This window comes from Streptomyces sp. SCPE 10 (genome assembly GCF_051980735.1).
Classification (GTDB): Bacteria; Actinomycetota; Actinomycetes; order Streptomycetales; family Streptomycetaceae; genus Streptomyces; species Streptomyces misionensis.
In genome coordinates, this window is sequence record NZ_CP197069.1 from 6,208,806 (window position 1) to 6,230,534 (window position 21,729).

20 protein-coding genes are annotated in these 21,729 nt (G+C 73.9%); 12 read left to right on the forward strand and 8 right to left on the reverse strand.

Going from position 1 to position 21,729, the window contains the following annotated elements; all coding sequences use genetic code 11:
- Positions 1 to 5: 5 nt before the first annotated feature.
- Complete coding sequence (locus ACSP97_RS28465; protein WP_440554908.1) at positions 6 to 1,010, reverse strand: Gfo/Idh/MocA family protein; 1,005 nt, start codon at positions 1,008 to 1,010, stop codon at positions 6 to 8.
- A gap of 118 nt (positions 1,011 to 1,128) precedes the next feature.
- Between ACSP97_RS28465 and ACSP97_RS28470 the strand changes: the two genes are divergently transcribed.
- From ACSP97_RS28470 to ACSP97_RS28505, 8 genes are all read left to right on the forward strand, one after another.
- Positions 1,129 to 1,878: a GntR family transcriptional regulator gene (locus tag ACSP97_RS28470; protein ID WP_355323094.1), complete on the forward strand. Its 750-nt coding sequence runs from the start codon at positions 1,129 to 1,131 to the stop codon at positions 1,876 to 1,878.
- A 213-nt stretch (positions 1,879 to 2,091) separates the two neighbouring features.
- Positions 2,092 to 3,096 (forward strand): sugar ABC transporter substrate-binding protein, encoded by a 1,005-nt coding sequence (locus tag ACSP97_RS28475; protein ID WP_355532839.1) that lies wholly within the window; start codon positions 2,092 to 2,094, stop codon positions 3,094 to 3,096.
- Positions 3,093 to 4,148, forward strand: a complete 1,056-nt coding sequence (locus tag ACSP97_RS28480; protein ID WP_355153950.1) for an ABC transporter permease — start codon at positions 3,093 to 3,095, stop codon at positions 4,146 to 4,148. The genes ACSP97_RS28475 and ACSP97_RS28480 overlap by 4 nt, the downstream gene beginning before the upstream one ends.
- Complete coding sequence (locus ACSP97_RS28485) at positions 4,145 to 4,936, forward strand: ATP-binding cassette domain-containing protein (RefSeq protein ID WP_355153948.1); 792 nt, start codon at positions 4,145 to 4,147, stop codon at positions 4,934 to 4,936. The genes ACSP97_RS28480 and ACSP97_RS28485 overlap by 4 nt, the downstream gene beginning before the upstream one ends.
- Before the next feature lie 107 nt (positions 4,937 to 5,043).
- Positions 5,044 to 6,189 carry an ROK family glucokinase gene (locus ACSP97_RS28490; RefSeq protein WP_355322566.1) on the forward strand — a complete coding sequence of 382 codons (1,146 nt, stop codon included), beginning with the start codon at positions 5,044 to 5,046 and terminating at the stop codon, positions 6,187 to 6,189.
- Complete coding sequence (locus tag ACSP97_RS28495) at positions 6,186 to 6,767, forward strand: sugar kinase (protein WP_355153944.1); 582 nt, start codon at positions 6,186 to 6,188, stop codon at positions 6,765 to 6,767. The genes ACSP97_RS28490 and ACSP97_RS28495 overlap by 4 nt, the downstream gene beginning before the upstream one ends.
- Positions 6,768 to 6,849: 82 nt before the next feature.
- Positions 6,850 to 9,684, forward strand: a complete 2,835-nt coding sequence (locus tag ACSP97_RS28500; RefSeq protein WP_355153942.1) for a DEAD/DEAH box helicase — start codon at positions 6,850 to 6,852, stop codon at positions 9,682 to 9,684.
- A complete protein-coding gene (locus ACSP97_RS28505; protein WP_440554912.1) occupies positions 9,681 to 11,861 on the forward strand; it encodes an SWIM zinc finger family protein in 2,181 nt (726 codons plus the stop codon). Before ACSP97_RS28500 ends, ACSP97_RS28505 begins: the two co-directional genes overlap by 4 nt.
- A gap of 92 nt (positions 11,862 to 11,953) precedes the next feature.
- Here ACSP97_RS28505 and ACSP97_RS28510 read toward each other — a convergent pair whose 3' ends face one another.
- Both ACSP97_RS28510 and ACSP97_RS28515 read right to left on the reverse strand, forming a co-directional pair.
- Entirely contained in the window at positions 11,954 to 12,460 is a 507-nt protein-coding gene (locus tag ACSP97_RS28510) for a transglycosylase SLT domain-containing protein (RefSeq protein ID WP_355153939.1), read from the reverse strand.
- A 398-nt stretch (positions 12,461 to 12,858) separates the two neighbouring features.
- Positions 12,859 to 13,254 (reverse strand): DUF6234 family protein, encoded by a 396-nt coding sequence (locus ACSP97_RS28515; protein ID WP_355532846.1) that lies wholly within the window; start codon positions 13,252 to 13,254, stop codon positions 12,859 to 12,861.
- A 640-nt stretch (positions 13,255 to 13,894) separates the two neighbouring features.
- Here ACSP97_RS28515 and ACSP97_RS28520 point away from each other — a divergent pair.
- The 4 genes from ACSP97_RS28520 (at position 13,895) to ACSP97_RS28535 (ending at position 16,794) form a co-directional block, all read left to right on the forward strand.
- Positions 13,895 to 14,260, forward strand: coding sequence for a rhodanese-like domain-containing protein (locus ACSP97_RS28520; protein WP_355153935.1), 366 nt, complete (start codon positions 13,895 to 13,897; stop codon positions 14,258 to 14,260).
- On the forward strand, positions 14,257 to 15,000 hold the full coding sequence (locus ACSP97_RS28525; RefSeq protein ID WP_355532848.1) for a sulfite exporter TauE/SafE family protein: 744 nt from the start codon (positions 14,257 to 14,259) through the stop codon (positions 14,998 to 15,000). The genes ACSP97_RS28520 and ACSP97_RS28525 overlap by 4 nt, the downstream gene beginning before the upstream one ends.
- Positions 15,001 to 15,094: 94 nt before the next feature.
- The gene (locus ACSP97_RS28530; protein ID WP_355532850.1) at positions 15,095 to 15,670 is read left to right on the forward strand and encodes a rhodanese-like domain-containing protein; all 576 of its coding nucleotides are present in this window, start codon (positions 15,095 to 15,097) and stop codon (positions 15,668 to 15,670) included.
- 275 nt (positions 15,671 to 15,945) lie between these two features.
- Entirely contained in the window at positions 15,946 to 16,794 is an 849-nt protein-coding gene (locus ACSP97_RS28535; protein ID WP_440554915.1) for a polysaccharide deacetylase family protein, read from the forward strand.
- A gap of 52 nt (positions 16,795 to 16,846) precedes the next feature.
- On the opposite strand, the gene ACSP97_RS28540 is transcribed toward ACSP97_RS28535, so the two are convergent.
- The 5 genes from ACSP97_RS28540 to ACSP97_RS28560 form a co-directional block, all read right to left on the reverse strand.
- Positions 16,847 to 17,302, reverse strand: coding sequence for a DUF5709 domain-containing protein (locus ACSP97_RS28540; protein WP_355322580.1), 456 nt, complete (start codon positions 17,300 to 17,302; stop codon positions 16,847 to 16,849).
- Between the two features lie 56 nt (positions 17,303 to 17,358).
- On the reverse strand, positions 17,359 to 18,015 hold the full coding sequence (locus ACSP97_RS28545) for a DUF4232 domain-containing protein (protein ID WP_358674845.1): 657 nt from the start codon (positions 18,013 to 18,015) through the stop codon (positions 17,359 to 17,361).
- A gap of 112 nt (positions 18,016 to 18,127) precedes the next feature.
- Complete coding sequence (locus tag ACSP97_RS28550; protein ID WP_358275377.1) at positions 18,128 to 18,982, reverse strand: alpha/beta fold hydrolase; 855 nt, start codon at positions 18,980 to 18,982, stop codon at positions 18,128 to 18,130.
- A 72-nt stretch (positions 18,983 to 19,054) separates the two neighbouring features.
- On the reverse strand, positions 19,055 to 19,780 hold the full coding sequence (locus ACSP97_RS28555) for an alpha/beta fold hydrolase (protein ID WP_355153923.1): 726 nt from the start codon (positions 19,778 to 19,780) through the stop codon (positions 19,055 to 19,057).
- A gap of 196 nt (positions 19,781 to 19,976) precedes the next feature.
- On the reverse strand, positions 19,977 to 21,719 hold the full coding sequence (locus ACSP97_RS28560; RefSeq protein ID WP_355155696.1) for a pyruvate dehydrogenase: 1,743 nt from the start codon (positions 21,717 to 21,719) through the stop codon (positions 19,977 to 19,979).
- Positions 21,720 to 21,729 lie beyond the last annotated feature (10 nt).

The window sequence follows — 21,729 nt, forward strand, 5'->3', positions numbered from 1 at the left end:
CCCGCCTACGCCCCCGGGACCTCCCCGAGCGCCACCGCCCGCCGCTCCCGGCGCGAGATCTCGCAGGCCTCGGCGATCCGCAGCGCCTCCAGGGCCTGCCGGCCGTCACAGGGATTGGGCCGCTCGCCGCGCAGCACGTCCACGAAGGCGCACAGTTCGGCCTCGTAGGCGGGGCCGAACCGCTCCAGGAAGCCGGTCCAGGGCTTGTCCGCGGGCGGTGGACCGCTCGGTTCGGTGGAGGCGAGCGGCGTACGGTCGTCCAGGCCGACCACGACCGTGTCGCGCTCGCCGGCCAGTTCCATGCGGACGTCGTAGCCGGCGCCGTTCACCCGGGTCGCGCTCGCGGTGGCCAGGGTGCCGTCGTCCAGGGTGAGCAGCGCCGCCCCCGTGCCGACGTCGCCGGCCTCCCGGAACATCGCGGGACCGGCGTCCGAGCCGGTGGCGTAGACGTCGGTCACCTCGCGGCCGGTCACCCAGCGCAGGATGTCGAAGTCATGGATGAGCGTGTCCCGGAACAGGCCGCCGGACAGCGGCAGCCAGTCGGCCGGGGGAGGCGACTGGTCGCAGGTCAGGGCGCGGATGGTGTGCAGCCGGCCGAGCCGCCCGGAGCGTACCGCCTCGCGGGCGCCCGCGTATCCCGCGTCGAAGCGCCGCTGGAAGCCCATCTGGAGCACCGTCCCGGCCGCCGCCACCTCGGCGAGCGCCTGGAGCGTGCCCAGGACGTCCAGGGCGATCGGCTTCTCGCACAAGACCGGCAGGCCCGAGCGGGCCGCGCGGCCGATCAGCTCGGCGTGCGCCGCGGTCGCCGTGGTGATCACCACCGCGTCCACGCCCCACCGGAAGATCTCGTCCACCCCCGGTGCCGCCGTCTCGCCCAGCCGCTGTGCCAGCCGCTGGGCCCGCGCCGGATCGGCGTCCGTGAGGATCAGCGATCCGACCTCGCGATGACGGCTGAGCGTGTTCGCGTGAAGGGTGCCGATGCGGCCCGTGCCGATGACGCCGATGCGCATGGAAACAAAGTGGGGGTGGAGCCGGTGCCCTGTCAATTCCCATGTCAGGACAACCGGACTTCACGACTTCCCGTCAACCCGTCACGCGGCTACGCTCGGGCCCGTGCCGAAATCTGTTGTGGACCCGACCGTCGCGCTCGACCTCCGTGTGGACCGTAGCTCGCCGGTGCCGTTGTACTTCCAGCTCTCCCAGCAACTGGAGTCGGCCATCGAGCGCGGTGGCCTGACCCCCGGCAGCCTCCTGGGCAACGAGATCGAGCTGGCCGCGCGGCTCGGACTGTCCCGGCCCACCGTCCGCCAGGCCATCCAGTCCCTCGTGGACAAGGGCCTCCTCGTGCGCCGCCGGGGCGTCGGCACCCAGGTCGTGCACAGCCAGGTCAAGCGCCCCCTGGAGCTGAGCAGCCTCTACGACGACCTGGAGGCGGCCGGACAGCGTCCGGCGACCAAGGTCCTGGTCAACACGGTCGTCCCGGCCTCCGCGGAGATCGCCGCGGCGCTCGGTGTCGCCGAGGGCGGCGACGTGCACCGCGTCGAGCGGCTCCGGCTGGCGCACGACGAGCCGATGGCCTATCTGGTCAACCACCTGCCGCCGGGCCTGTTCGACCTGGACACGGCCCAGCTGGAGGCGACCGGCCTGTACCGGCTGATGCGCGCCGCCGGGATCACCCTGCACAGCGCCCGCCAGTCGATCGGCGCCCGGGGTGCCACCGCCATGGAGGCGGACCGGCTCGGCGAGGCCGAGGGCGCCCCGCTGCTCACCATGCGGCGGACCACCTTCGACGACACCGGTCGCGCGGTCGAGTTCGGCGACCACACCTACCGCCCGGCCCGCTACTCCTTCGAGTTCCAGCTGCTCGTGCGCCCCTGACGACACCCCGGGGTTCGTCGCATTGTCCGGACAAGGTGACCGGGATCTCCTCCCCGGCCGCACCCCCACTCCGCCCGATGACCGATACTGAAGTGTTTGGGGCTGGTGAGGTCGCCGCCGGGACACACCGACGGTGAGGTCGCCCGCCCCTTACGCACGTCGGAGCAAGGACAGCTGACACACAGCTGGCGACAGGGAGAAGGGCACGGCCTCGTGGCACGGTTTCGGACCTGGGCAGTCATGGCGGTCGCGGGGGCACTCTCGGTGTCCCTGGCGGGTTGCAGCAGCACCGGCGGGAAGCGGGCCGAGGACGCCCGCAAGGCCGCCGTGGCCCAGGGCAGGGCGGCGGTGAACACGCCCCGCTGGACCTTCGCGATGATCACGCACTCGGGGGACGGCGACACCTTCTGGGACATCGTGCAGAGCGGCGCCAAGCAGGCCGCCGTCAAGGACAACATCAACTTCCTCTACTCGCACGACGACGACGCGCAGCAGCAGGCCCAGCTGGTGGACGCGGCCGTCGACAAGAAGGTCGACGGGATCATCGTCACCCTCGCCAAGCCGGACGCCATGAAGGCGTCGGTCGCCCGTGCCGAGAAGGCCGGCATCCCGGTGATCACGGTCAACTCCGGCTCGGAGCAGTCCAAGGCCTTCGGCGCCCTGACCCACATCGGCCAGGACGAGACCATCGCCGGCGAGGCGGTGGGCGACGAGCTGAACAAGCGGGGCAAGAAGAAGGCCCTGTGCGTGCTGCACGAGCAGGGCAACGTCGGCCACGAACAGCGCTGCGACGGCGTCGCCAAGACCTTCCACGGCACCACGCAGAAGCTCTACGTCAACGGCACCAACATGCCGGACGTGCAGTCCGCCATCGAGGCCAAGCTCCAGGCCGACAAGTCCGTGGACGCCGTCGTCACCCTCGGCGCGCCGTACGCGGACACCGCCGTGAAGGCCAAGGACGACGCGGGCAGCAAGGCCGAGGTGGACACCTTCGACCTCAACGCCCAGGTCGCGGCCTCCCTGAAGAACGGCACCCTGGGCTTCGCCGTGGACCAGCAGCCGTACCTCCAGGGCTACGAGGCGGTCGACCTGCTGTGGGCCTACAAGTACAACGGCGACGTCCTCGGCGGCGGCAAGCCGGTGCTGACCGGCCCGCAGATCATCACCAAGGACCAGGCGGCCACGCTGGCGGCGTACACCGAGCGGGGCACCCGATGAGCGCGACCGCCGAACGCAAGACCGACGAACAGGTGGTCGACGAGAGGCTTCTTAGGACCTCTCCGCTGAAGAAGCTCCTCGCCCGCCCCGAACTGGGCTCGGTCGTCGGCGCCCTCGCCGTCTTCGTGTTCTTCGCCTTCGTCGCCGACGGCTTCCTGCGCGCCTCCAGCCTCAGCACCGTCCTGTACGCCTCCTCGACCATCGGGATCATGGCCGTACCGGTGGCCCTGCTGATGATCGGCGGCGAGTTCGACCTGTCGGCGGGCGTCATGGTGACCTCCGCGGCGCTGATCTCCTCCATGTTCAGCTACCAGATGACGGCGAACACCTGGGTCGGCGTCGGTGTGTCGCTCCTCGTCACGCTGGCCGTCGGCGCCTTCAACGGCTTCATGCTCACCCGCACCAAGCTGCCCAGCTTCATCATCACCCTGGGCACCTTCCTGATGCTGTGCGGCATGAACCTGGGCTTCACCAAGCTGATCGACGGCACGGTCTCCACCAAGACCATCGCCGACATGGAAGGCTTCTCCAGCGCCCGCGCCGTCTTCGCCTCCACGGTCACCGTCGGCGGCGTCGACTTCAAGATCACCATCCTGTGGTGGCTCGCCCTGGTCGCCCTCGGCTCCTGGATCCTGCTGCGCACCCGCGTCGGCAACTGGATCTTCGCGGTCGGCGGCAACGAGGACGCGGCCCGCGCGGTCGGCGTCCCGGTGGCCAAGACCAAGATCGGCCTCTACATGGGCGTCGCGTTCGGTGCCTGGATCTCCGGCCAGCACCTGCTCTTCTCCTTCGACGCCGTCCAGTCCGGCGAGGGCGTCGGCAACGAGCTGATCTACATCATCGCGGCCGTCATCGGCGGCTGCCTGATCACCGGCGGCTACGGCAGCGCGATCGGCTCCGCCGTGGGCGCCCTGCTGTTCGGCATGACCAGCAAGGGCATCGTCTTCGCCGAGTGGAACCCCGACTGGTTCAAGTTCTTCCTCGGAGCGATGCTGCTCCTCGCGACCCTGCTCAACGCCTGGGTCCGCAAGCGCGCGGAGGCGACGGCATGACGCAGACCACGACACCCGCGGCCCTGGTCGAGCTGACCGACGTCAGCAAGCACTACGGCAACGTCCGCGCCCTGGAGGGCGTGTCCCTCCAGGTGCACGCGGGCGAGATCACCTGTGTCCTCGGCGACAACGGCGCCGGCAAGTCCACCCTGATCAAGATGATCGCCGGACTGCACCAGCACGACGGCGGCACGCTGACCGTCGACGGCGAGGAGACCCGCCTCGCCTCCCCGCGCGACGCGCTGGACCGGGGCATCGCCACCGTCTACCAGGACCTGGCCGTGGTGCCCCTGATGCCGGTCTGGCGCAACTTCTTCCTCGGCTCCGAGCCCCGCAAGGGCAGCGGCCCCTTCAAGCGCCTCGACACCGGCCTGATGCGCCGCACCACCCGCGAGGCGCTGCTGCGCATGGGCATCGACCTGCGGGACGTCGACCAGCCCATCGGCACCCTCTCGGGCGGCGAACGCCAGTGCGTCGCCATCGCCCGCGCGGTCCACTTCGGTGCCAAGGTCCTCGTCCTGGACGAGCCGACCGCCGCCCTGGGCGTGAAGCAGTCCGGTGTCGTCCTCAAGTACGTGGCCGCGGCCCGCGACGAGGGCCTGGGCGTGGTCCTGATCACCCACAACCCGCACCACGCGTACCTGGTCGGGGACCGGTTCGTGCTGCTGCGCCGGGGCACCATGGTGGGCAATCACACACGCGACGAGATCACCCTCGACGAACTGACGCGGCAGATGGCGGGCGGCTCCGACCTGGAGGCCCTCCGCCACGAACTGCAACGCAGTTGAGGCCCCCGAGGGGCGACGCGGTCAACCCGGAGACCCCCGGGATCGCCCGCCCCTCGGCCCGGCCCTGTACCGCACCCTTACCGCGGGTGAGGCAGAATCGTCCAACGATGAGCACCTACCGCGACCTCACCGCCCCCATCGGATCCCGCCGGGCCCCTGTGCTCCGCACGGTCGGGACCAGGGAACGCCGATCCCACCTGACCGCACCCCGGGTGCCCACCGTCGGCATCGACATCGGCGGCACCAAGGTCATGGCGGGCGTCGTGGACGCCGACGGCAACATCCTGGAGAAGCTCCGCACGGAGACCCCGGACAAGTCCAAGAGCCCCAAGGTCGTCGAGGACACCATCGTCGAGCTGGTCCTGGACCTCTCCGACCGGCACGACGTGCACGCGGTGGGCATCGGCGCCGCCGGCTGGGTCGACGCCGACCGCAACCGCGTCCTGTTCGCCCCCCACCTGTCCTGGCGCAACGAACCGCTGCGCGACCGCCTCAGCGGCCGTCTGTCCGTCCCGGTCCTCGTGGACAACGACGCCAACACGGCCGCCTGGGCCGAGTGGCGCTTCGGCGCCGGGCGCGGCGAGGACCACCTGGTGATGATCACGCTCGGCACCGGCATCGGCGGCGCCATCCTGGAGGACGGCCAGGTCAAGCGCGGCAAGTTCGGCGTGGCCGGCGAGTTCGGCCATATGCAGGTCGTGCCCGGCGGCCACCGCTGCCCGTGCGGCAACCGCGGCTGCTGGGAGCAGTACAGCTCCGGCAACGCCCTGGTCCGCGAGGCGCGCGAGCTGGCCGCCGCCGACTCGCCGGTCGCCTACGGGATCATCGAGCACGTCAAGGGCAACATCGGCGACATCACCGGCCCGATGATCACCGAGCTGGCCCGCGAGGGCGACGCGATGTGCGTGGAACTGCTCCAGGACATCGGCCAGTGGCTCGGCGTCGGCATCGCCAACCTGGCCGCCGCCCTCGACCCCTCCTGCTTCGTCATCGGCGGCGGCGTCTCGGCCGCCGACGACCTGCTCATCGGCCCCGCCCGGGACGCGTTCAAGCGCCATCTCACCGGCCGCGGCTACCGCCCCGAGGCCCGCATCACCCGCGCCCAGCTCGGCCCCGAGGCCGGCATGGTGGGCGCCGCCGACCTGGCCCGCCTGGTCGCCCGCCGCTTCCGCCGCGCCAAGCGGCGCCGGGTGGAGCGGTACGAGCGCTACGAGCGCTACGCCCAGGCCCGTCGAGAACGGGACACCGCATGACCACCTCCCTGCCCCGCCAGGCCGCGCCGCCCGGCCCCGCCCGGCGGCCCCCGGAGAACCCCCGCCACAAGGCGAAACGCCGGGCGCTCACCCTGCTGATCATCGTGCTGCTGATCGGGGTGCCGGCCGGCTACCTGGTGATCTCGGCCAACCAGAGCCGCAACAGCGGCAAGGACAAGGAGGCCAAGTACTCCGCGACCGGCCTCACCGAGGGCTGGCCGTCGAAGGTGCAGCGCCGCCTCTATCAGGTGAATGTCCCGCACCCCGCCGACCGCGTCGCCTCCTACGAGACGAACAACTGGAAGACCAGCCGCCTCTACGTGCAGTTCCGCACCAACCAGGCCGGTCTCGACAGCTTCCTGCAGTCCATCGGCTCCCGCAGGGACGAGCTGAAGAAGGGCGACATCGCCGTCGGCGCCCGCGACCGCAAGGTCAGCGGCTGGAACTTCACCGGCCCCGGCTCCTGGTGGGGCCTCACCCGCACCCAGAAGAACCCGGCCCCCACCCAGGACGTCGTCGTGAACCTGGCCGACCCGACCTATCCGATGGTGTACGTGGTCTCCCGGACGGTCCCGTAGCCGGGCCGGGGCCGATTGTCAGACCCCGCCCGTAGAGTCGGAGACGTCTGATCCGACGCACGGACGGGAGGTGGCAGAACATATGAGCGGCACGGCGGCGGTGGCCGAGCGCACGGAGGGTTCCCGGGACATCCCGGCGCACCTCGCCTGCGTCTACCTGCCCGCGCCCCTCCCGCGCGAGGGCCGCCTCGCCTTCTGGGACCCCGCGGGCGACCCCCTGCCCGCCACGGCCGGCGACCCCGGCGAGCTGACGGTCGTACGATCCCACGGAACCGGGGTGCGCCGCAGGCGGGTACCCGCGCTGACCCTCCCGCTCGACCGGGCCCTGCCCCTGCTGGTCCACGCTCGCCGCGACCGCGCCGCCCACCCGGCCACCGCCTGCTGGGGCGCCGCCGCCCTGCACGCACTGCGGCTCGTCGCCCGCGGCCGCCTGCTGCCCGGCCTCACCCCGAGCGGTCACGACGCCTGGCGCGCCGGCCCGCTCGAACCCGACGACATCGCCCATCTGCGCGCGATCGCCGCCGCCCTGCCCCCGGAGGGCCACGCCGTGCCCCTGCCCGGCCCCGGGCCGCTGCGGCTGCCCGAGCCGGAGGCCCTGGTCCGCTCCTTCCTGGACGCGGTCGCCGACACCCTGCCCCGCACCCCGGCGGCCCCGCACGCCGCCGGCCGCCCCTTCGCCGCCCGCGAACCCCAGGCACTGCCGCACGCGCGGGAGTGGGCCGCCGAGGTCGCCGCCGGCATGGACGCGGGCGTACGGATCTCGCTGCGCCTCGACCTGTCCGCGTACGACACCTTCGACACCGGCGCGAGCGCGGGCGCCCGCGCCGCCGGAGCGGCGATCGTCCAGGTCCACAGCCTCGCCGACCCCACCCTGGTGGCCGACGCCGCCGCCCTGTGGGCGGGCGAGGCCGACGCGGCCTTCGGACCCCGCGCCCGGGTGGACGCGGCCCTCGCCGTGCGCCGCGCCGCCCGTGTGTGGCCGCCCCTGGACCGGCTGGCCGAGCAGGACGTGCCCGACGTACTCGCGCTGTCCGAGGAGGAGCTGGCCGATCTGCTCGGTGTCGCGGCCGGCCGGCTCGGCGCCGCCGGGGTCGCCGTGCACTGGCCCCGGGATCTCGCCCGCGACCTCACCTCCACCGCGGTGGTACGCCCCGCCCCCGGCTCCGCGACCGACGGCACCGGCTTCTTCGAGAGCGAGGACCTGCTGCGCTTCCGCTGGCAGCTCGCGCTCGGCGGCGACCCGCTGGACGAGGCCGAGATGGACGCCCTCGCCGAGGCGCACCGCCCGGTCGTACGGCTCCGGGACCGCTGGGTCCTGGTCGACCCGGCCCTCGTCCGCAAGGCCCGCAACCGCGAGCTCGGCCTGCTCGACCCGGTCGACGCGCTGTCCGTGGCGCTCACCGGCACCGCCGAGGTCGACGGCGAGACCGTGCCGGCCGTCCCCGTCGGCGCCCTCGCGACCCTCCGCGACCGCCTCACCGCGGGCCTCGCCCCGGCCGCACCGCCCGCCGCGCTCGCCGCCACCCTGCGTGACTACCAGCTGCGCGGCCTCGCCTGGCTCGACCTGATGACCTCCCTCGGTCTCGGCGGCTGCCTCGCCGACGACATGGGCCTCGGCAAGACCGTCACCCTGATCGCGCTGCACCTGAAACGGGCCCGCCCCGAACCCACCCTCGTGGTCTGCCCCGCCTCGCTGCTCGGCAACTGGCAGCGGGAGATCAACCGGTTCGCCCCCTGCGTCCCCGTCCGCCGCTTCCACGGCGCGGACCGCACCCTGGACGGACTCGACGGCGGCTTCGTCCTCACCACGTACGGCACCATGCGCTCCGCCGCCGCCCAACTCGCCGACCAGGCCTGGGGGATGGTCGTCGCCGACGAGGCCCAGCACGTCAAGAACCCCTTCTCGGCCACCGCGAAGGCGCTGCGCACCATCCCGGCCCCCGCGCGCGTGGCGCTCACCGGCACCCCGGTCGAGAACAACCTCTCCGAGCTGTGGGCCCTGCTCGACTGGACCACCCCCGGACTGCTCGGCCCCCTGAAGTCCTTCCGCGCCCGGCACGCCCGCGCGGTGGAGAACGGCGAGGACCCGGAGGCCGTGGACCGGCTCGCCCGCCTGGTCCGCCCCTTCCTGCTGCGCCGCAAGAAGTCCGACCCCGGCATCGTCCCCGAACTGCCGCCCAAGACCGAGACCGACCACCCGGTCCCGCTCACCCGTGAACAGGCCGCGCTGTACGAGGCGGTGGTGCGCGAGTCGATGCTGGCCATCGAGACCGCCGAGGGGATCGCCCGCCGGGGACTGGTCCTCAAGCTGCTGGGCGCCCTCAAGCAGATCTGCGACCACCCGGCGCTCTACCTCAAGGAGGAGCCGGGCACCGACCGCCTGCTCCACCGCTCCGGCAAACTCGCCCTGCTGGACGAGCTGTTGGACACGGTCCTCGCCGAGGACGGCTCCGCGCTGGTCTTCACCCAGTACGTGGGCATGGCCCGCCTCATCACCCGCCATCTGTCCGCCCGCGCGATCCCCGTGGACCTGCTGCACGGCGGCACCCCGGTGCCGGAGCGCGAGCGCATGGTCGACCGCTTCCAGAGCGGCGAGACCCCGGTCCTCGTCCTCTCCCTGAAGGCCGCGGGCACCGGCCTCAACCTCACCCGCGCCGGTCATGTCGTGCACTTCGACCGCTGGTGGAACCCGGCCGTCGAGGAACAGGCCACCGACCGCGCCTACCGGATCGGCCAGACCCAGCCCGTCCAGGTCCACCGCCTGGTCACCGAGGGCACGGTCGAGGACCGCATCGCCGAGATGCTCGCCGCGAAGCGGGCGCTGGCCGACGCCATTCTCGGCTCCGGCGAGAGTGCCCTCACCGAACTGACCGACCGCGAGCTGTCCGACCTCGTCTCCCTGCGGAGCACCCCATGACCCCCACCGGCGCCCATCCGGCCGACCTCGCCCGCCAGGCCCTCCGCGAGGCACGGCGACGGGCGCGGACGGGTCCCGAGGAGCGGGCGAGCGGGGGCGCGGGGGACCGCCCCGCCTCCGCCGCGGAACCGCAGGAGTCGTACGAGCCTGCCGAGCCGGACACGGAAGGCCGGGGCGAGGGCCCCGGCGAGGAGCCGAGCACCGCAGGCGACCCGGCGCACGGCACCGGCGCGGGCCCGTGGGACGCGGCGGGCCGTGCCGGTGACCCGGACGACGACTCCGCGGACCCCGGCGACGCCGGTCCCGGTGGCGAGGCCGGAACCGAGGAGGCCGTGCGCCTCGGAGGCGGCGGCCGTCCGGACGGCGCGGGCTCCGGTGCGCCTGCCGCGCGCCGGCCCGCCGATGCCGCTCGGGCGGCCCTGCGCGCCGCCACCGACAACAGCCTGGAGCGCCCGGAGCCGCAGGGCGAGGACCGCGCGCCGGACCCCGGCCCGAGCCCCGACCGGAAGCCCGCCCCGGGCCCTGCCGCCGGATCCGGCCCGCGGCCGGGCGACGCCGCCCGGGAGGCGCTGCGGGCCGCGCGGCGCGAGGCGTCGCGCGCGGAGGCGGAGGCCGGGGCCGGGCGCGCGGGACACCGGGGCGCCCGGCGTCCGCCGGGCGCCGTCACGGCCCGTACCGCCTCCCCTTCCCCAGCTCCTTCCGGCGCCGCCGACGAGACCGCGCGGGCCGCCCGGCTCAAGGCCGCGGGCGAGATGCGGCACTTCCTGCGGAACGCCTTCCGGCTGCCCCCGGAGGCCGATGCCGCACCGGAGGAGGACGCCGCCGAAACCACCCCCGCTGAGCCGGTTCCCGCCCCGCCCGATCCCGGTGCGTCGGCCGCGGGTGCCGTCCCGCACGTGCCACCGACCATGGGGACCCCCCACCGGGACGGTGAACTCCGGCGCACCTTCCCGGCGTTCGCGCCCCGGGCGGCCGGGGGAGGGGACGCGGCGTTCGCGGCGACCTGGTGGGGCAACGCGTGGACGGCGGCGCTGGAGCGGGGCGCGCTGGACGCCAAGCGGGTGGCGCGCGGACGCGGATACGCCGACCAGGGGCACGTGGACGCGATCACCGTGACCCCGGGGCTGGTCCTCGCCTATGTGCGGGGCAGCAGGCCCCGCCCGTACCGGGTCCAGGTGCGGGTGCGCCCGCTGGCGGACGAGGAGTGGGAGCGGTTCCTGGACGCGGCCGCCGACCGGCCGGGCCATATCGCCGCCCTGCTGGACAAGGAACTGCCCCAGTCCCTCGCGGACTGCGGCGTCCCGCTGCTGCCCGGCCCCGGCGACCTCGTCCCGCGGTGCAGCTGCCCCGACTCGGGTCACCCCTGCAAGCACGCGGCCGCCCTGTGCTACCAGACGGCACGGCTGCTCGACGCCGACCCCTTCGTCCTGCTGCTGCTCCGCGGCCGGGGCGAGCGGGAGCTGCTGGACGCGCTCTCCCGGCGCAACGCCGCCCGCGCGGCCCGCGCCGCCCGGGAGCGGCAGCCCGCGTCGCTGCCCGGTATACGGGCGAGCGAGGTCCTGGCCGCGCATACGCCCGCGCCGCTGCCCCCGCCGCTGCCGGTGCCGGCGCACCCCGAGCAGCCCCCGGCGTACCCCGCGGCGCCCGGTGGCCCCGACCCGTTCGCGCTGGACCAGCTGGCGACCGACGCCGCCGCCCGCGCGCACGCGCTGCTCGCCACCGGGCGCGATCCGGTCGGCGAGCTGAGCCCCTGGCAGGACGCGGTCCGGCTGGCCGCGGCCCGCCCCGGTTCCGGCCTGACCGTCACCACCCGTGCGCTGTACGCGACGCTGGCGGCGGCGACCGGCCGTACCCCCGGCGAACTCGCGCGGGCCGTCGCCGCCTGGCGGCAGGGCGGGGTGGAGGGGCTGGCCGTGCTGGAGGAGCCGTGGGACCCGCCGGCCGGCCGGTTCGACCGGGCGCGCCCGCTGCTGCTCGCCGCCGACCTGCCCGCGTTCCGGCCCTGGCGCAACCGGCTCACGCACCCGCACGGCCATGTCCAACTCCGCCTCGGCCGCGACGGCCTGTGGTACGGCTACGAGTCGGAGCCCGGCCAGGACGACTGGTGGCCCCGGGGCACCCCCGACCCGGATCCGGTCGGCGCGCTCACCGGCCTCACAACGACGGACGAGTTGTGACCGACGCCGCATCCGCGCAAGGACGTTGAAAAGGCCGGTGCCGGCAGCGTGGAGCTGCCGGCACCGGCCTTCGGTGCGGGGGCCGCGACGGATCAGTACGCGGAGTTCACCTTGTCGATCGAACCGTAGCGGTGGGCGGCGTAGTTGGCGGCCGCGGTGATGTTGGCCACCGGGTCGGTGACGCTGTGGGCGGTGCCGGCCACGTGGTAGGCGTTGAACGTCGGGTCGATCACCTGGAGCAGGCCCTTGGACGGCGTGCCCTTCTTGGCGTTGACGTCCCAGTTGTTCTGCGCGGTCGGGTTGCCGCCGGACTCGCGCATGATGTTGCGCTTGAGGCCCTCGTAGCTGCCGGGGATGCCCTTGGCCTTCATGATGGCCAGCGACTGCTTGATCCAGCCGTCGAGGTTGCCGGAACCGGACTTGGCCGCGCTGCCGTTCGAGGCCTTGGCCACGGCGGCGGCGTGCACCTGAGGCATCTCGGCGGCCTGGGCGTTCGTCGGCATCAGGGTCAGCGCCGCGGCCGCGGCGCCGGTGGTGGCGATACCGGTGATGGCGAGGGTGCGCAGGCGGGCGATGCGGGTGCGGTTGGCCATGGTCATACGAAAAGAACTCTTTCCCTGGGGGACATGGTCGTGCCGGCCGCGATGATCGCGGTGGCGGTGGGGCGGGAGCCCCGTGCTGCGGGTGGACCGGGCGGTTCCGGCGGAGTTCCGCTCGGTCCGGCCCGTTGCTTCCCGGCAACGACAGCAATGGTTAGCTGCGGTCGGCGCGGCTGGCAAGGATGTGACGTACTACCCAACTTCGGAGCAATGTCCGAAATCAACCTATATGGCGATTTCTGTGCAGCTCAGGCCGGTCTCGTGCTACGGCCCTGCTTAGGACGTGATCTGGCTCCTATGGGTGGCGTCACAGGAAAGGGCCCCGAAACGGGCCGGAAAGCGCCTGTTTTCGAGCGAGGGGGAACCGGGCTCCGGGGTGCGGTCCGCGGCTCGTGGGCTCAGCAGTTCGCGCTGTAGCGGACGCACCCCGGCGGGGTGTGGCTGCGGTCCCAGTCGTGCTGCGCGGCCATGAGTGAGCCGCCCGCCAGGAGGGCCACCAGCAGATGCGCGATGACGGTCCAGCGGGCGCGGAAGACGGCCGCGAGCACCGCGAGGACGAGGACGGCGATCAGCAGGGCCCGCAGTCGCCCCATGTGTGCGAGGGCGGCCGCGTCGATGTCCGCCCGGTCGCCCTGGGCCGCCCATACGTCCAGGCCGTAGCCGTAGATCCAGTCCAGTACGAGCCACCCGGTCTCCAGCAGGAACAGCGGGATCGCGAGGGCGAGGTCCGCGCCCGGGCGGGTCCGGCGCGACCAGGGGCGCCGGCGCCTCGGGGCCGGAAGGGTGTCGGTCATGGGTGCAGGGTGTCGTGGCCCGACGGCGCCGCACATGAGTACCGGTACTCAAGAGGGGGCGGCGGGGGCTGGGGGTGGTGACCGGAAGGGGAGAGCGGGGAGGGGCCGGCCCGCGTGGGTGCCGGAGAGGGTGCCGCACGGCCGGCCGGGGCGCCGCGGGCGCCCACGGCGAGACCGGTGCCGTCGCGGTGACGGGCGGCACCGGCCTTGGACGGGCGGTGCGCGGCGGGCTCGGCGGCGGCCGAAGGGCCACCGGGAGCGCTTGGGTGCGGGGTGGGTGGGCACACCGCCGTGCTGCGGGCACGGTGACGAGGGCCCGGCCGGCGTGGTTCCCGCGGCCCGCGTGCGTGGCCTTGCCGCACTTCGCGCAGGTGACTCGCCGGCACATGGCGGACTCGGCTTCTCGGGTGGCCGATCTCGCCGCCCGCCGCGCACGCCGCAGAATACCCCCAGGGGTACTCGTGCTATCGTGTGCATATACCCCCGGGGGTAACCCTGAACCGGTCTCGCAGCCGCCCGCCTCGGGTGCGGCGCGATGGCCGTGGACGACGGCTGCGACGGCGCCGCCGCGAGGGGCGGCCGTCATGACCGGCTGAACGCCCCTCCCGTCCGCCCTTCCCCAGTTCCGAGAGGTTGTGTGATGTCCCTGTTCCCCGCCGGCGAGGGCCGGGTCACCGTCGACGAGGCCGCCCGGTACACCCGGGGCGCCGACGCCCCGGCCGTTCTGCTCGATGTGCGTGAGCAGGACGAGTGGGACGCCGGCCACGCGCCCGGCGCCGTGCACGCGCCACTGTCCGCCCTGGCCGCCGGGGCGGCGCTGCCGGAGGCGGCACAGGCCCGGCCGCTGGTGGTGATCTGCCGCAGCGGGCAGCGCTCGCGGCGGACCGCCGAACTGCCGGCCGCGCGGGGCGCGCGGGTGGTGGACGTCCAAGGCGGCATGCGGGCGTGGGCCGCCGCCGGGTACCCGGTCGTGGACGAGCACGGGAACAGCGGCTCGATAGCATGACGACCCTGGTACTCGCGCTCGTCGCCGGCGCCGTCATCGGCCTGGCCCTGGGCGGCCTCGGCGGGGGCGGCAGCGTCCTCGCCGTACCGGCCCTCGTCTACCTCCTCGGCTTCACCCCGGCCGAGGCGACGACGGCCAGCCTGGTCATCGTCACCCTCACCTCGGTCACCGCGCTGACCGGGCACGCCCGGGACGGGAACGTCGTCTGGCGCACCGGACTGCTGTTCGCCGCGGCCGGCGTCCTGCCCGCGATGCTCGCCGGGGCCGCCGCCGGCCATCTGCCCCAGGCGGTGCTGACCATCGCCTTCTCGGTCATCGCCGCACTCGCCGCCGTGCGCATGCTGCGCCCCGCCCGCACCGGGCCCACCGGACCGGTGAGCGCGGGCAGGGCGGGGGCCGCGGGCGCCGGTCTGGGCGCCGTGACCGGGTTCCTGGGCGTGGGCGGCGGCTTCCTCGCCGTTCCCGCGCTGGTGGGCGTGGTCAAACTGCCCATGCGCCGGGCGGTCGGGACCAGCCTGCTGGTCATCACCATCAACTCGCTGGCCGCGCTCGGCGCCCGCGCCGGCACCGGGACGCACCTGGACTGGGCGGTCATCGCGCCGTTCACCGCGGCGGCCGTGCTCGGCGCCTGGGACGGCAAACGCCTGTCGCACAAGCTCAAGGGCGGGACGCTGCAACGCGTCTTCGCGTACGTCCTGCTCGCAGTCGCCGTGTTCATGCTCGTCGACGCGCTCCTCTGACCGCCTCGCCGCGGTCCGGCCCCCAACCGTCACCGCGCGGGACACCCCCACCCCCCGCTCCGGACAACACCGACACGCAAGGATCACCTCTGCCATGACCGTCACCGCCATGGATCCCCGCCAGGCCCAGAGCCGTCTGCACGAGTTCACCGTCATCGACGTCCGCACCCCCGGCGAGTACGCCGGCGGTCACGTCCCCGGCGCCCTGAACATCCCGCTGGACCAGCTCGACCGCGCGCTGCCCGACATCCGCCATGCCGCCGGGCGCGGCGAGCTCCTCGTGGTCTGCGCCTCCGGCGCCCGTTCCGAGAAGGCCTGCGCGCAGCTCGCCGCGCAGGGCATCCGTGCCGCGACCCTCGCGGGCGGCACCGGCGCCTGGGCCGCCCAGGGCCACGCGCTGGACCGCCCCCTGGCCTGCGACGTCAAGACGGCCTGGAGCATGGACCGCCAGGTCCGCCTCACCGCCGGATCGCTCGTCCTGCTCGGCCTGGCCCTCGGCGAGTTCGTCCACCCGGCCTTCCGGCTGCTGTCCGCCGGTGTCGCGGGCGGCCTGGTGTTCTCCGCCGTGACCGACACCTGCGGCATGGCCGCCATGCTCGGCAAACTGCCCTACAACCGGCCCGGCAAGGCCGACCTGGACGCCACGCTGGCCCGCCTGCGCGGCCGCTGACCCGCACGGTGTGCCGGGCGCCCCGGCGTACGGGACACCCGTCGCCGTCCCGACGGCCCCCGCCGCGCACCGCGAAGCGGGACCCGCCCCGCGGGCCCCGGCGCAACTCCCCGCCCGGGCACCCCGGTTCACGTATCCGTACCGTGTGCCAGTACCCAACGCTCCGTCATGCGGCGCAGGTCACAGCGTCCTGACCTGGCGGCAGATGCATCCGGTAGGCCGTTCCGTGCGTCTTGCCTTGTGCGGGGGCGGACAGTGAACGAGAGGGTCAGGGCATGATGGGGCGCGGTACGAGGCGGGGTGGGGCAGGCTGGGCGGCGGTCGCGGCGGCCGTCGCCACCGTGGTGGGGGCCTCCGTGCTGGGCCCCCTCGCCGGTACCAGCGCGGGTGGCGCGACCGCGAGCCGCTCCGGCGGCCGTACGCCGGTGACCGCCTCGCCCACCGCGCCGGCGCACCCCGGCTCACCCAAGCCGATCCCCGGCCAGACCTCCGTGCCCGACCCGGGGCTGCCCGCCCCGGTGGTCAACATGGACATCGCCCACGCCTCGGACAAGGGACCGCACGCCGTGGACATCACCATCGACGACGGCCCCGACCCGGTGTGGACCCCGCGCGTCCTGAAGGTGCTCAAGGACAACGGGGTCAAGGCCGTCTTCTGCATGATCGGGTCGAAGGCGGCCGAACACCCCGACGTGGTGCGGCAGGTCGTCGCGGCGGGACACCGGCTGTGCGACCACAGCGTCCACCACGACACGACGATGGACCACAAGTCCCGCTCCTTCCAGTACGCCGAGGTCGCCCAGGCGGCACGGATGATCGAACAGGCATCCGGCGGTGTGAAGCCGCAGTACTACCGGGCGCCGGGCGGTGCCTTCACCCCCTACAGCCGGCAGATAGCCGCCTCGGCGGGGATGCGCCCGCTCGGCTGGAACGTCGACTCGGACGACTACAAGCGGCCCGGTACGCAGACGATCGTGAACACGGTCGAGCGTGAACTGCCGGGCGGCCCCACCATCCTCTTCCACGACGGCGGTGGCGACCGCTCCGAGACCGTGGCGGCGCTCGCCGCGCTGCTGCCCCGGCTGAAGGCCCAGGGCTACACCTTCGGGTTCCCCGTGCGCTGAGCCGACGGGTGCGCTCCGCCGCCCGAGCCGACCTGATCGGGCGGGAGCGGCCTCAGGCGTCGGGGATCACATGCATCGCGGCCTCCTCCGCCGACGCGCCGGCGCCGTCGAGTCCCACGTCGGACGCGAACAGGTCGGACTCGGTGTTCTCGTGACTGCCTTCGTCCGGCGCGAGGAGGCGGCCCGCGCGCTCGGCACCGACCTCGTCGTCGATCGGCTCGCCGTCCGTGTCCCAGGTGTCACCGATCCCGTCGCCCTCCGGGACCCCGATGTCGGGCACCTCCTCCGCGAGGCGCTCGTCCAGGCTCTCCCCGCGCCACCGCTCCGACGCGGTGACCCCGGTGTGCTCCACGCCCCACGGTCTGTCCGGCGGCGAGTAGCCAGCGTCCAGTGCCTCGTCGCCGCCCCGGTAGTCCAAGGTGTCCGACGCGTCCAGCAGACCGGCGTCGTCGCGCACCTCCGACCCGTCCGGCTGGTACACGTCGTCACCCATCGCCTCGGCAGTCATCCGTGCCTCCGCCTTCCCTTCCGTATCCGCTTGTGTGTGCCGCGCCGATCGCGGGATCAGGTGCCGTCGCCCGCTCTGAGGGGGCTCAGCCGGGGCACCGACGCCTTGCCCGTGTCGGAGACCTCGCCACCGGTCCAGCGGACCGGGATCCAGGCCGTCTCGTCCGGCGGTGTGAGGCGCAGGACCGCCGGTGTCACGGTGGTGACACCGGTGAGCGCCGGGTTGGTGTACGTCATCGCCGACCAGGCCGAGGCTCCCGGGGCCAGCGTCACGGTCCGCCTCGCCTCGCCGGTGGCCCGCTCCGGATCCGGGGTGACCGCCTCGCCCCGGCCGTTGACGAACGCCACTCCCGGGAAGCCGCGGACCGTACAGGCGTGGTCGGACGCGTTGGTCAGGACGAGGGCGAAGTTCGACTGACCGGCTCCGGGGTGGTCGGCGCCGACGGAGGCCCTCAGCTCGGAGGTGTGGCAGCGGCGCCCCGTCGCCGGCCTGGCGGGCTCCGACGACGCCGTACCGGTGCCGGGGGAGGTGGTCGGGGACGGGCCCGAGGCGCCGTCGCCGGCGGGCCCCGTGGCGGTGGGGCCGCCGGTCGGCGAGGCGGAGCCGGCCACGGGCGGACTGCCGCCCGCGGCGCCGTCGTCGCTCCGGCTCGTGCAGCCGCTCAGCACGGCGCACCCGAGGAAGAGGCCGGGCACGAGGAGTCGCAGCGTCATGCCGCTTCCCGGGATCGGCGGCGCCGGGCCCGTGTCGGGCTGTGTCATCGAGCTGTCCTCTCGTAGGGGTGTGGTGCCACGCCCGGCCCCGCGGGACCGGGGGCCGAGCGGCTCAGTGACCGGGGCGAACGGAACGGACGGCCCTCAGGATCAGGTCGGTGACCGGGCCGGGATCGGTCACCGACACGGCGTGCGGGGCGCGGACGGTGACGGTGCGGGCGCGGGCGCGCTCGGCCATCCACCGCTCGGCGGCCGGCGGGATGTTGCGGTCCTCGCTCGCGACGAGGTACCAGCTGGGGATGTCCCGCCACGCGGCGGCGGTGGCCGGCTCCTGGAGCGCGGCGAGGGTGATCGGGCGTTGCCCCGCGGCCATGACGTGCGCGGTTTCGACCGGCACACCGGCCGCGAACTGCTCGCGGAACAGGTCCTTCCTGATGACCAGTTCGGCCCCTTGTCCGCCGTCCGGCAGCGGGTAGTACCGGGTGACGGTGGCCTGGCCCAGGGTGCTGCCGGGGAACCTGTCGGTGAGCTGGAGCGCGCTCTCCCCGACCTCGGGCACGAAGGCGGCGATGTACACCAGGGCCTCGACCTGTCGGGCGCCGGCCGCGGCCTGACTGATGACCGCGCCGCCGTAGGAGTGCCCGACCAGCACGATCGGGCCGGTGACGCTGTCCAGGACGCTGCGGATGTAGGCGGCGTCGCTCGCCAGCCCGCGCAGCGGCAGGGCCGGTGCCAGGACGCGGTGGCCCTGCCGGAGCAGGCGCTCGACGACACCGCTCCAACTGGAGGCGTCGGCGAACGCGCCGTGGATCAGGACGACCGTGGGTGCGTCCGGGCGCCGGTGCGGTCGGCGCGGCCGGTCGGCGGCCGCCGCCGGCACGGAGAACGCGGCGCCCGCGGTGCCCAGCGCGGCGGCGCCGGCCAGGAGGGACGCGGTCACGGTACGGCGTGAGACGGGTGAGTTCATGGTTCGCTCTCTGCGGAGGGGGACGGCCGTTTCGGCACGGCCGGACGGTCGGGCGTGGGCGCGGCGGGCGCCTCAGGCGGAGGTGGCCCGGACGGCTTCCTCGATCAGCTCGACGACGCGCTCGGGGTGGGAGAGCATCACCAGGTGGGAGGAGTCGACCTCGACGGTGGTCATGCCGGCCCGCTGGTAGCCGTAGCGCTCCACGTCCGGGTTGATGGTGTGGTCCGAGGAGGCGACCAGGCCCCAGGAGGGCTTGGTCTTCCAGGCGGCGGCCGGGGCCGCGTCGGCGAACGCCTGGGCCGCGAGCGGGCGCTGGGAGACGGCGAGGACCTCGGCGAGGCGGTGGTCGACGTCGGCGGCGAAGATGGCCGGGAACTTGTCGGGCCGTACCGACACGTCGGTGCCGGTCTCGGTCGAGCCCTCGATGGGGAACGGCGTGTAGACGAGCGCGGCGGCGAGGTCGGAGTCCGGGAAACGGCCCTGCAGTTCGCCGAGGCTCTCACCCTTCTCCAGGGCGTAACCGGCCAGGTACACCAGCGCCTTGACGTTGTCCTCGGTGCCCGCGACGGTGATGACGGCGCCGCCGTAGGAGTGGCCGACCAGCACGACGGGGCCGGGGATCTGGCGGACGACCGAGGCGATGTAGGCGGCGTCGCCGATCAGGCTGCGGTTGGGGACGGCGGGGGCGACCACGTCCAGGCCGCGGGCGATCAGCCGGGGGATCACCTGCGCGTAGCTGGAGGCGTCGGCGAACGCGCCGTGGACGAGGACGACGGTCGGCTTGGGCGAAGGAGACATGGGAGGACTCGCTTTCTGGTGTCGTGGTCGGCGCCCCGAACGGCCTGCCGGCCGGGGCGCTGGAGGGTGTCGAGCGAGATGCCGCTGGTATGCGGGGAAACCTAGTGGCGAACGATGAGGGGTTTTTGCCGCTCAGTGCCCTGGTGCCGCACTGTCCGTGCGCACCGCCCGGGTACGCCGTCGCGCGGTCGTCGGCTCACGGCCGTGGGACGTTGCGGAGGTTCGCCCGGGCCAGGTCGATCATGCGTCCGACGCCGCCCGTGAGGACGGTGCGGCCGGCGGACAGCGCGAAGCCGGTGACCTGTTCGGTGGTGATCCTGGGCGGCAGCGCGAGGGCGTTGGGATCGGTGACCACGTCGACCAGCGCCGGCCCGTCGTGGGCGAACGCCTCCCGCAGGGCCTCGCGCACCTGCGCGGGCTTTTCGACCCGGATGCCGCGCGCGCCGGCGGCGGTGGCGATGGCCGCGAAGTCGGTGTGCGGGTAGCCGGTGCCGTGCGGCGGCAGGCCGTCGACCATCATCTCCAGGTCGACCATGCCCAGCGAGGAGTTGTTGAAGACGACCACCTTCACCGGCAGGCCGTACTGCACGAGCGTGAGGAAATCGCCCATCAGCATGGAGAATCCGCCGTCGCCCGAGAGGGACACGACCTGCCGTGAGCGGTCGAGGAACTGGGCGCCGATCGCCTGGGGCAGCGCGTTGGCCATGGAGCCGTGCACGAAGGAGCCGAGGACGCGGCGCCGGCCGTTCGGGGTCAGGTAACGGGCCGCCCACACACAGCACATGCCGGTGTCCACGGTGAACACCGCGTCGGCGGCGGCCTCCTCGTCCAGCACGGACGCCACGTACTCGGGGTGGATCGGGGTGTGTCCGCCGACGTCGTGGGTGTACGCCCCGACGGCGCCCTCGAGTTCGCGGACGTGGTGACGCAGCATCCGGTCGAGGAACCGGCGCGACGGCTTCTCCCGTACGGCGGGGGTCAGGCAGCGCAGCGTCTCGCGCACGTCCCCCCATACGGCGAAGTCCAACTGCGTGCGGCGCCCGAGCCGTTCGGGCTGGATGTCGACCTGCACGGTCCGCACGTGGCGCGGCAGGAACTCCGTGTACGGGAAGTCCGTGCCGAGGAGCAGCAGCAGATCGCACTCGTGCATCGCCTCGTGGGCGGCGCCGTAGCCCAGCAGGCCGGACATGCCGACGTCGTACGGGTTGTCGTACTGGATGTGCTCCTTGCCGCGCAGGGCGTGGCCCACGGGGGCCTTCACCTTCCCGGCGAACGCCATCACCTCCGCGTGGGCGCCTTCGACGCCCCGGCCGCAGAACACCATCACCTTCTCGGCGGCGTCCACCAGTTCGGTCAGCCGGGCCAGTTCGCCGTCCGCGGGCCGGACCGTCGGCCGGTCCAGCGGCAGGTGGAGTTCCGCCCCGCCGGCCGGGGCGTGCTCGCCGGCCACGTCCCCGGGCATCGACACCACCGACACACCGCGCCGGCCGACCGCGTGCTGGATCGCCGTCTGCACCACCCGGGGCATCTGCCGGGGCGAGGAGACCAGTTCCGAGTAGTGGCTGCACTCCTGGAACAGCCGGTCGGGATGGGTCTCCTGGAAGTAGCCGGTGCCGATCTGGCCGCTCGGGATCTGCGCCGCCAGCGCGAGGACGGGTGCCATCGAGCGGTGGGCGTCGAACAGACCGTTGATCAGATGCAGGTTGCCCGGCCCGCACGACCCCGCGCACGCCGCGAGCCGTCCGGTCAGCTGGGCTTCGGCACCGGCGGCGAAGGCCGCGACCTCCTCGTGCCGGACCTGGATCCACTCCAGGCGGTCGTGCCGTCTGACCGCGTCGACGACGGGGTTCAGGCTGTCCCCGACCACCCCGTACATCCGGCGCACGCCGGCACGGGCAAGGAGGTCGACGTACTGCTCGGCTACGGACTGTCGGGCCATGGTGCTCCTC

Coding starts and splice junctions, on each gene's coding strand:
- ACSP97_RS28495 (WP_355153944.1), top strand. CDS start 6,186: ATGACCACCTCCCTGCCCCGCCAGGCCGCGCCGCCCGGCCCCGCCCGG.
- ACSP97_RS28525 (WP_355532848.1), top strand. CDS start 14,257: ATGACGACCCTGGTACTCGCGCTCGTCGCCGGCGCCGTCATCGGCCTG.
- ACSP97_RS28485 (WP_355153948.1), top strand. CDS start 4,145: ATGACGCAGACCACGACACCCGCGGCCCTGGTCGAGCTGACCGACGTC.
- ACSP97_RS28540 (WP_355322580.1), bottom strand. CDS start 17,302: ATGACTGCCGAGGCGATGGGTGACGACGTGTACCAGCCGGACGGGTCG.
- ACSP97_RS28465 (WP_440554908.1), bottom strand. CDS start 1,010: ATGCGCATCGGCGTCATCGGCACGGGCCGCATCGGCACCCTTCACGCG.
- ACSP97_RS28545 (WP_358674845.1), bottom strand. CDS start 18,015: ATGACGCTGCGACTCCTCGTGCCCGGCCTCTTCCTCGGGTGCGCCGTG.
- ACSP97_RS28550 (WP_358275377.1), bottom strand. CDS start 18,982: ATGAACTCACCCGTCTCACGCCGTACCGTGACCGCGTCCCTCCTGGCC.
- ACSP97_RS28535 (WP_440554915.1), top strand. CDS start 15,946: ATGATGGGGCGCGGTACGAGGCGGGGTGGGGCAGGCTGGGCGGCGGTC.
- ACSP97_RS28515 (WP_355532846.1), bottom strand. CDS start 13,254: ATGACCGACACCCTTCCGGCCCCGAGGCGCCGGCGCCCCTGGTCGCGC.
- ACSP97_RS28510 (WP_355153939.1), bottom strand. CDS start 12,460: ATGACCATGGCCAACCGCACCCGCATCGCCCGCCTGCGCACCCTCGCC.
- ACSP97_RS28530 (WP_355532850.1), top strand. CDS start 15,095: ATGACCGTCACCGCCATGGATCCCCGCCAGGCCCAGAGCCGTCTGCAC.
- ACSP97_RS28560 (WP_355155696.1), bottom strand. CDS start 21,719: ATGGCCCGACAGTCCGTAGCCGAGCAGTACGTCGACCTCCTTGCCCGT.
- ACSP97_RS28555 (WP_355153923.1), bottom strand. CDS start 19,780: ATGTCTCCTTCGCCCAAGCCGACCGTCGTCCTCGTCCACGGCGCGTTC.
- ACSP97_RS28505 (WP_440554912.1), top strand. CDS start 9,681: ATGACCCCCACCGGCGCCCATCCGGCCGACCTCGCCCGCCAGGCCCTC.
- ACSP97_RS28490 (WP_355322566.1), top strand. CDS start 5,044: ATGAGCACCTACCGCGACCTCACCGCCCCCATCGGATCCCGCCGGGCC.
- ACSP97_RS28480 (WP_355153950.1), top strand. CDS start 3,093: ATGAGCGCGACCGCCGAACGCAAGACCGACGAACAGGTGGTCGACGAG.
- ACSP97_RS28520 (WP_355153935.1), top strand. CDS start 13,895: ATGTCCCTGTTCCCCGCCGGCGAGGGCCGGGTCACCGTCGACGAGGCC.
- ACSP97_RS28500 (WP_355153942.1), top strand. CDS start 6,850: ATGAGCGGCACGGCGGCGGTGGCCGAGCGCACGGAGGGTTCCCGGGAC.